8 protein-coding genes are annotated in these 8,335 nt (G+C 66.9%); 7 read left to right on the plus strand and 1 reads right to left on the minus strand.

The window, feature by feature from the left end; translation table 11 throughout:
• Positions 1–230 precede the first annotated feature (230 nt).
• The 3 genes from trpB (at position 231) to NZM16_RS02105 (ending at position 4,052) form a co-directional block, all read left to right on the plus strand.
• Positions 231–1,448, plus strand: a complete 1,218-nt coding sequence (gene trpB, locus NZM16_RS02095) for a tryptophan synthase subunit beta (protein ID WP_295478182.1) — start codon at positions 231–233, stop codon at positions 1,446–1,448.
• A gap of 141 nt (positions 1,449–1,589) precedes the next feature.
• Positions 1,590–2,402: a tryptophan synthase subunit alpha gene (trpA, locus tag NZM16_RS02100; RefSeq protein ID WP_295452963.1), complete on the plus strand. Its 813-nt coding sequence runs from the start codon at positions 1,590–1,592 to the stop codon at positions 2,400–2,402.
• A 351-nt stretch (positions 2,403–2,753) separates the two neighbouring features.
• Complete coding sequence (locus NZM16_RS02105; RefSeq protein WP_295452965.1) at positions 2,754–4,052, plus strand: BMP family ABC transporter substrate-binding protein; 1,299 nt, start codon at positions 2,754–2,756, stop codon at positions 4,050–4,052.
• Positions 4,053–4,329: 277 nt separating this feature from the next.
• Here the strand turns inward: NZM16_RS02105 and NZM16_RS02110 are convergent, their stop codons facing one another.
• A complete protein-coding gene (locus NZM16_RS02110) occupies positions 4,330–4,461 on the minus strand; it encodes a hypothetical protein (protein WP_295478185.1) in 132 nt (43 codons plus the stop codon).
• Here NZM16_RS02110 and NZM16_RS02115 point away from each other — a divergent pair.
• From NZM16_RS02115 to NZM16_RS13960, 4 genes are all read left to right on the plus strand, one after another.
• Entirely contained in the window at positions 4,460–6,025 is a 1,566-nt protein-coding gene (locus NZM16_RS02115; RefSeq protein WP_295478188.1) for an ABC transporter ATP-binding protein, read from the plus strand. The genes NZM16_RS02110 and NZM16_RS02115 overlap by 2 nt on opposite strands.
• Positions 6,022–7,053, plus strand: a complete 1,032-nt coding sequence (locus tag NZM16_RS02120) for an ABC transporter permease (RefSeq protein ID WP_295452968.1) — start codon at positions 6,022–6,024, stop codon at positions 7,051–7,053. The genes NZM16_RS02115 and NZM16_RS02120 overlap by 4 nt, the downstream gene beginning before the upstream one ends.
• The gene (locus NZM16_RS02125) at positions 7,050–8,036 is read left to right on the plus strand and encodes an ABC transporter permease (protein ID WP_295452970.1); all 987 of its coding nucleotides are present in this window, start codon (positions 7,050–7,052) and stop codon (positions 8,034–8,036) included. Before NZM16_RS02120 ends, NZM16_RS02125 begins: the two co-directional genes overlap by 4 nt.
• Positions 8,037–8,158: 122 nt before the next feature.
• Positions 8,159–8,335, plus strand: a 177-nt coding sequence (locus NZM16_RS13960; RefSeq protein WP_367280989.1) for a nucleoside hydrolase, incomplete at its 3' end; no start/stop codon positions are given.

The raw sequence follows: 8,335 nt of genomic DNA on the forward strand, positions 1-8,335 counted from the left end.
GAAACGGGCCCTTACGTGCCCTACTACGAACGAAAGCCTTTGTTGGTAGTCGGGCACGAAGCGAGGCGAAGTGCCCGTTCAAAGCGTCCTCGAAAAAGAAACGGGCACTTACGTGCCCTACTACGAACGAACGGGCCCTTACGTGCCCGACTACGAACGGAAAGCTTTGTTCGTAGTCGGGCCCAAAGCGAAGCGCCCGATCCGTTCGAGACTCGACTTGTGGAGGCTGGATGATCCGGCTGATCTCTCCTCCCATCCAGGAACGCCCGGGCTACTTCGGGCCCTATGGCGGGCGGTATGTTCCCGAAACCCTGATCCCCGCCTTGGAGGAGCTGGAGGCCGCGTTCCACGAGGCGGTGAACGACCCGGGATTCCTGAGGGAATTCGAGGATCTCCTGCGCACGTATGTCGGCCGGCCCACGCCCCTGACGGAGGCCCGGCGACTCAGCGAGGCTGTGGGGGCGCGGATCTTCCTCAAGCGCGAGGATCTGGCCCACACGGGGGCTCATAAGATCAACAACGCCCTCGGCCAGGCCCTGCTGGCGAAGCGCCTGGGCAAGCGGCGGGTGGTGGCGGAGACCGGGGCCGGCCAGCACGGGGTGGCCACGGCGACGGCCTGCGCCCTCCTCGGCCTGGAATGCGTCATCTACATGGGCACGGTGGATATGGCCCGTCAGCGGCCGAACGTGTTCCGGATGCGGCTGCTCGGCGCGGAGGTGCGCCCCGTGGACGCCGGTTCCCAAACGCTGAAGGACGCGATCAACGAGGCCATCCGGGACTGGGTGACGAACGTGCGGACCACCCACTACCTCCTGGGCTCCGCCTTGGGGCCGCATCCTTATCCGTTGATCGTCCGCACCTTTCAATCCGTGATCGGGGTGGAGGCTCGCGCCCAGATGCTGGAGCGGTTCGGGCGGCTCCCCGATGTGGCCGTGGCCTGCGTCGGCGGGGGCAGCAACGCCATCGGCCTCTTCGCCGCTTTCCTGGAGGATCCCGTAGAGCTGGTCGGGGTGGAGGCGGGCGGGGAAGGGATTTCCAGCGGCCGTCACGCGACCCGTTTCGCCGACGGCGACCGCGGTCGGGTGGGGGTGCTGCACGGCACGCGCACGTATGTCCTCCAGGACCCATGGGGGCAGATCCTGGATACGCATTCGATCTCCGCCGGCCTGGATTATCCCGCGGTCGGCCCGGAGCATGCCTGGCTGCGCGATCGGAATCGGGTCCGTTACACGGCGGTCACCGATGTGGAAGCCCTGGCCGCCTTCCAAGCGCTGGCGCGGCTGGAGGGGATCCTGCCCGCCCTGGAATCGGCCCACGCGGTGGCGGAAGCCATGCGCCTCGCTCCAGCGCGGCCGGGCGCGTGGATCCTGGTCAATCTCTCCGGGCGGGGGGATAAGGACCTGGAGACAGTGGCAAAGGCGATGGGGGAAGGGAAGACCTCGCTGTAAACCAGCGCTTCCCCGCTATGATCTCCCGAGCCCCGGCGATGGGGGATCTCCGGATCGCGGGTGGGCGGCTTCGCCCGCCCCGCGGATCCCTGCATCCAGCACGGGATCCATCCCGTGTCCGCATGACGAACGAGGGAAGGCATGAACGGGATCGACGCGGTGCGAGAGGTGTTCCAGAGGGCCCGCACGTCGCGGCGCCCGGCGTTGATCTTTTACTGGCCGGTCGGCTATCCGGATCTGGAAACCTCGATCCGGATCGTGGCGGACCTGGCGCAGGCGGGCGCGGATCTCATCGAACTGGGCCTGCCGTTCTCGGACCCTCTGGCCGACGGCCCGGTGATCCAGCGGGCCACCCAGCGCGCCCTGGAGAACGGGGTGCGCACGCCCCATGTCCTGGAGGCGGTGGCCCGGCTGCGGGCGATGGGCGTGCGGCTGCCCTTGAGCCTGATGACCTACGTGAACCCGATCATGGCCCGGGGGATCCCTCGCTTTCTGGAGGAGGCCGCTCAGGCGGGTGTCGATGGACTGATCGTGCCGGATCTCCCATTGGAGGAAGCGGAGGAGCTGCGCGCGGCCGCCGATGCCATCGGTCTGGCCTGGGTGCCCCTGGCGGCGCCCACCACCCCGGACGAGCGGCTGGCCCGGATCGCCGCCACGGCGACGGGGTTTCTCTACTTGGTTTCCGTGACCGGGATCACCGGAGCGCGGGATCGTTTACCTGCCGATGGGATCGCTCACCTGCGGCGGGCCCGCCGGGCGGCCGGTGGGGTGCCGGTGGCCATCGGCTTTGGCATCTCCCGGCCCGAGCACGTCCGGGAGCTGGCTTCCGAGGCAGATGGCCTGATCATCGGCAGCGCCCTGATCCAGCATGGAGAGGCCTCCGGCTTCGATGAAGAGGCCCTCTCCGGTTTTGTGCGCGTGCTCCGGGAGGCGATCCCTGGCTCTCCGGTTTAGCGCTTGTCGGCGGTGCCCATAACGGTTGAGTTACGCCGAGTGCACCTTCCGAGCTCTCCCACGGGTTTTGGGCCTGGCCCGCTTCCCTCCCAAAGGCGCCTGGATCGAACTCGCTGCAGGAAGTTGCCCATAGCGTGCGTTCAACCGCCCCTCGGCCCCTTACGGCTCAAAGGGCCATGGAGTGGGGAGATCCGAGACTTCCGGGGGAAGCGAATGGTGTAAGTCGTATAATCATTAAAAGATCCGGCGTGCAACCCGAGCGTTTGACAGCCCATGGAGGAGCGAAGATAATGAGAAATGATGGGATTTTCACTCCTCCGTTTTCCCCTTCACAAAGAAAGGAGTGCCGCCATGGCCCGTGGGCGTAGTCTTCTGACGGCACTTGGGCTGCTCGGATTGTTGCTCGGGGCATGCGCCCCCGCGACCCCGACGCCGGTCGCTCCCACGCCGACTCCCAGGCCGGTGAAGATCGCCATTGTCTCCGACATCGGCGGGCGGGGCGATCTTAGCTTCAACGACATGGCCTTCAAGGGTGGCGACGACGCGAAACGGGATTTCGGGGTGCAGGTCGTCGAGGTCATCAGCAAAGTCGAAGCGGACTACGTTCCCAACCTGACGACTGCCGCCCGGGATCCGGATGTGCAGCTGATCGTGGGAGTGGGTTTCCTCCTGAGCGATGCCCTCGCCGAAGTCGCCCGCAAGTTCCCGGACAAGAACTTCGTCGGCATTGACACCTCCTCCCAGTCCATCATTCAACAGAAATACCCCAACGAGTATCCGCTTCCCAACCTGATGGATGTGGTCTACGAAGAACACAAGGGGAGCGCCCTGGTGGGCGCCCTGGGGGCCCTGCTGGCCGCTGAATATAAGAAGCCGCACATCGGCGGCGTCTTCGGGATCGAGATCCCGGTCCTCTGGAAGTTCGAGATCGGTTACAAGTGGGGTGCCCGGTGGGCCACCGAGTGGCTGGCGAAGAACAAGCCCGATAAAGCCTTCCCGTATACCAAGGAGTTCGTCCTTTGGACCTACACCGGGACCTTCAGTGACATCACCAAGGGCTACGAGGCCGCCAAGGCCATGTATGCCCGGGACGCCGTGGCCGTCTACAACATCGCCGGCCCCCTCGGTCTGGGCATCAACCAGGCGGTGGAGGAAATCGCCCGGGCGCAGGGCCTCAAAAGCGGCCCGCCGTTCTGGATCGGCGTCGATGCCAACCAGGACTGGATCAACCCCGGGTTCATCATCGCCAGCATGATGAAGCGGGTGGACAAAGGGGTTTACTACGCGACCAAGCTGGTCCTGGATGGCAAGTTCCGGGACCTGGTGCAGCGCAATAAGGGCGTCCTCGTGCTGGGCATCGGCACGAAGGTGGACGGCGAGTTGATGGAGGGGGTCTCGGTCAGCACGCTGGCGGACCTGGATGAGTTCATCAAGATGGGCGAGACCGCCGAGAAGCTGACCGGCAAGAAGGTCCTCCCGGCCTCGCCGGAGGAGATCCGTCAGCGCGTGAAGGCGATGCGGGACGCCCAGCCGGCCTGGATCTGGGAGGCGGTGGCGGAGCTGGAGCGCAAGATCCGCAACGGCGAGGTCGAGGTTCCGATGGTCACGACCGAGGAGGAGATTAAGAAGTGGCGGGATGAGCTCGGTTAAGCGCTCCCGCTGCCCCCAACCGGAAGAAAGCGACTGGAGGGGTGCAGGCGGGCGATCCGCCTGCACCCCTTTTTGCAGCCGTGCTTGGTCCGTCTTGGAGTTGGGGGGAGAAGGGGGAGCAGGCCATCGCCTCTCCGAACGGGCTTCCGTGCTCCCAATCCCCCATTCATAGCAACGCTTGCGGATTGCGGAACGCGTGGTCGATTCGCAGGGATCATCGCGATGGGGAGGATGGGACAGGCGGCGAAGCCGCCCATCCGGTTTGCCTTCCGCTTCTTTACCTCCTCACGCCGTGAAGCGGCGCCGGGAGGGAGAACCGGTTGCGGATCCCCGGCAGGAAACGCTCGGTTCGCAGCAGCGCAGGAGGACACCGCCGGGGAGCCAGGACGCCGTCGTAGGCAGTGCCCATGCTCGCTCATCCCCACTTCCGACCGTCGGTGCGAACGATGGGACTCCGGATCGAAATGCGAGAGATCCACAAGGTCTACCCGGACGGGACGGTGGCGCTGCGGGGGGTGGATTTCCGTCTGGAGCGGGGGGAGATCGTGGGGCTCCTCGGGGAGAACGGCGCCGGCAAGACCACCCTGATGAAAATCCTCTCCGGGCTCCTCCCACCCACCCGAGGGGAGATCCGCATCGACGGGCGCCCCGTCCGCTTCCGAAACCCCGCCGATGCCCTCCGCGAGGGGATCGGCATGGTGCATCAGATCTTCACCCTGGTCCCTCCCTATACGGCCTTAGAGAACATCCTCCTGGGCCAGGAAGGCTCCGCCCTCTGGCTGGCGAAGGATCGCGCCCGGGACCGGGTGCAGCGCCTGCTGGAGGAGACCGGGCTTTCGATCCCGCTGGACGTGCCGGTGGAATTGCTCCCGGTCGGGGTGCAGCAGCGGGTGGAGATCGCCAAGGTGCTTTACCGCGGGACGCAGGTGCTGATCCTCGACGAGCCCACCTCCGCCCTCACGCCGCTGGAGGTGGAGGAGCTCTTCCGCTTCCTGCGCCGTCTGAAAGAAGGCGGCCGCTCCATCGTCTTCATCACCCACAAGCTCCGGGAGGTCCTGGAGATCTCCGATCGCATTGTGGTGCTGCGGAACGGCCGGGTGACCGGCGAGATCCCGACCATAGAGGCCACGCCGGAATTGCTGGCCGAATGGATGGTGGGCCGCGCGGTGGTCCCCCGGGTGAGCCGCTCGCCCCGCCCGCCGGGGGAGCCGGTGCTGGTGGTGCGGGATCTCGAGGTGATGGGGGATCTGGGCCTGCCCGCCGTAAGGGGGGTCTCCTTCGAGGTGCGGGCGGGGGAGATCTTCGGGATCGCCGGGGTGGAAGGGAACGGCCAGAGCGAGCTGGTCCAGGCCCTGGGCGGCCTGCGCCCGATCCATCGCGGCGAGATCCTTCTGGATGGAAAGCCCCTGCCCCCCCTGGCACCGATCGAAGCCTATCGAAGGGGGATCGCTCATATCCCCGAGGACCGTCTGCGCTTCGGGATGGCGTTGAACTTCGATGTGGCGGAGAACAGCATCCTGAGCCGCCAGTGGGAGCCGGTTTTCCTGCGTGGGGGGGGCCGCCTGAACTGGCCCCGCATCCTGACGTTTGCCTCCGAGCTGTTGCAGCGGTTCCAGGTGATCGCCCCGGGCGTCCGCGCCGTTGTCCGCTCCCTGAGCGGCGGCAACCAGCAGAAACTCGTGGTGGGACGGGAGCTCACCAAGGAGCCCCGATTGATCCTCGCCGTCCACCCGACCCGGGGTCTGGATGTGGCCTCCACCGCCTACATCCGGGAGCTGCTGGTTCAGATGCGGGACGCCGGGAAGGCGGTGCTCCTGATCTCCGCGGACCTGGATGAGGTGCTGGAATTGAGCGACCGGATCGCGGTGATGTATGAGGGGAAGTTCCTCGCCGTCGGCCCAGTGGAGGTGTTCACCCGGGAGGAGATCGGCCTGATGATGGGCGGCATGATCCCCGAGGGGAGGGCACGATGAGGCGCGCACGACCGCTCCTGGAATCCCTGTTCGCCATCAGCATCGGGCTGATCGTGGGGGGGCTTCTCATGCTCCCCTTCCGGTATGATCCCCTGAAGGCGTATCAGGCCCTCTTCCGGGGCGCCTTCGGCACGTCTCACGATATCATGGAGACCCTCGCCTTCGCGACCCCCTTGATGCTGACCGCTATCACCTTCGCCGTGGGTGTCCGGGCGGGCCTCTTCAACATCGGGGCGGAGGGCCAGATGTATATGGGGGCCATCGGCGCGGTGTTCGCTGCCAGCCTCCTCCCCTTGCCCCCGGGGATCCACGTCGTCGTGGCCACGCTGGTCGCGATGCTCTTCGGCGCCCTGTGGTCCCTGGTCCCGGCCCTGCTCAAGATCTGGCGGGGGGTCCACGAGGTGATCTCCACGATTATGTTCAACTGGATCGCCTTCCATCTGGCGATGTATCTGGCGATTTACTATCTGGCCGAGCCCGGCCGGGCCGAGCGAACCCGCCCGGCGTTGCCCACGGCCCGTTACCCGATCCTGGCCGAGGGTTCCACGCTGACCGCTGTGATCTTCGTCGCGGTGCTGTTCTGCATCGCCGTGTATTTCGTCCTGTGGGGGACCCGGCTGGGCTACGAGCTGCGATTGGTAGGGGAGAACCCGGAGGCCGCCCGCTATGCAGGGGTGCGGATCAGCCGGGCGTTGCTGTGGAGCTTTCTGATCGGAGGGATGGCCGCCGGGCTGGCCGGCGCCAGCCAGATCATCGGCCGCCCGCCCGCCTGGTCCCTCTATGCAACCCTGGGGAATGTGGTCACCCTGGGCTTCGACGGCATCGGCGTGGCCCTGGTCGGCCGCAACCATCCCCTCGGCGGGATCCTGGCAGCCATCCTGTTCGGGGCCCTTCAGCACGGCGGCCGGTTTATGGAATACCACGCCGGCGTGCTCTCCGAGCTGGTCCGGGCGGTGAACGGATTGATCGTCATCACCTTGGCAGTCCCTGAGCTCTGGGCCATGGTCCGGCGGAGGTGGATCCGATGAAGGAACTTCTTCTTCAACGGCTGGGATGGATCGGGCTGACCGCCCTCGCCCTGGGGCTTCTCACGTATGGGCTGGACCGGGTCGGGCTGGAGCCGGTCTCGTTGCTGGAGGCCGGGCTGCTGGCGATGACCCCCCTGGCGCTGGCGGCGGTAGGGGAGTGCGTGAACGAGAAGGCCGGCGTGGTGAACATCGGCCTGGAGGGCACCCTGTTGATCAGCGCGGTGGCCGGGGTCTGGGTGGCGGAGCAGTTCGGCAGCGGGGTCGCCGGGTTGATCGGCGGGATGACAGTGGGCGGACTGATCGGCCTGGTGCTGGGCCTGCTCGCCGTCTACGGCCGGTCGGATCAGATCATCGCCGGCATCGGCCTGAACCTCTTCGCCCTGGGGTTCACCCCCTACCTGCTGATGAGCCTGTGGGCCTTCCCGGGCATCCACATCTTCCCCCGCGAGCTGATGGTCCCCCGCTGGATCACGCCGATCGGGCAGATCAGCCCGGTGACCGTCCTGGCGGTCCTCTTGGCGATCCTGGCCCACGTCCTGCTCCACCACACCGTCCTGGGCTTCCGGATCCGGGCGGTCGGGGAGAAGCCGGAGGCGGTGGATGTCGCCGGGGTGCGGGTGGACCGGCTGCGGCTGTTCACCAGTGTCCTGGGCGGGGCCCTCTGCGGCCTGGGCGGGGCCTTTATGCCGCTGGCCTGGTTCGGCGGGGTGGTGAAGGAGATCTCCGCCGGCCGGGGGTTCATCGCCCTGGCCTGCGTGGTCTTCGCCGGGCTGGAGCCGTTGCTCGCCCTGGCCGCCGCCTTCCTCTTCGGCCTCACCGAAGGGATCGCCTACGCCGTCGCGGTCACCCCGGGGGTGAAGGAGCGGATCCCCTTCTACTTCGTGAATATGCTCCCCTACGTGACCACGCTCCTGGTGGTCGCCCTGGTGATCGGACGGCGCCGGTTCCCCCGCACCATTGGGCGGCCCTACGCGCGGGAATAGGATGGGTCGCATCGTGGGGGCGGGCCCAGGGGCCTGACGGGCAGGCCCAGGGGCCTGCCCCTACGACGCGCGGGAATAGAATGGGGCGCATCCCCGAGGATCCTTCCCGGTGAGGATGAGGTATGGCACGCCGTTCCCGTCTCGTGTTGATGGATATGGATGGCGGCGTCGATGACGTCATGGCCCTGGCGCTCCTCCTGACGATCCCCGCGGTCGAGGTCGCCGGGGTGCTGGTCACGCCGGCGGATTGTTACCTGGAGCCCGCCCTTTCCGCGACGCGGAAGCTGCTCGCGCTCCTG

Origin of the sequence: Thermoflexus sp. (assembly GCF_025055495.1) — a bacterium.
GTDB lineage: Bacteria > Chloroflexota > Anaerolineae > Thermoflexales > Thermoflexaceae > Thermoflexus.

Bases quoted from the DNA above. Each gene is read 5' to 3' on its own strand.
- NZM16_RS02110 (WP_295478185.1), bottom strand. From the start codon at position 4,461: ATGGGCACTGCCTACGACGGCGTCCTGGCTCCCCGGCGGTGTCCTCCT.
- NZM16_RS02120 (WP_295452968.1), top strand. From the start codon at position 6,022: ATGAGGCGCGCACGACCGCTCCTGGAATCCCTGTTCGCCATCAGCATC.
- trpB (WP_295478182.1), top strand. From the start codon at position 231: ATGATCCGGCTGATCTCTCCTCCCATCCAGGAACGCCCGGGCTACTTC.
- NZM16_RS02105 (WP_295452965.1), top strand. From the start codon at position 2,754: ATGGCCCGTGGGCGTAGTCTTCTGACGGCACTTGGGCTGCTCGGATTG.
- NZM16_RS02115 (WP_295478188.1), top strand. From the start codon at position 4,460: ATGCTCGCTCATCCCCACTTCCGACCGTCGGTGCGAACGATGGGACTC.
- trpA (WP_295452963.1), top strand. From the start codon at position 1,590: ATGAACGGGATCGACGCGGTGCGAGAGGTGTTCCAGAGGGCCCGCACG.
- NZM16_RS02125 (WP_295452970.1), top strand. From the start codon at position 7,050: ATGAAGGAACTTCTTCTTCAACGGCTGGGATGGATCGGGCTGACCGCC.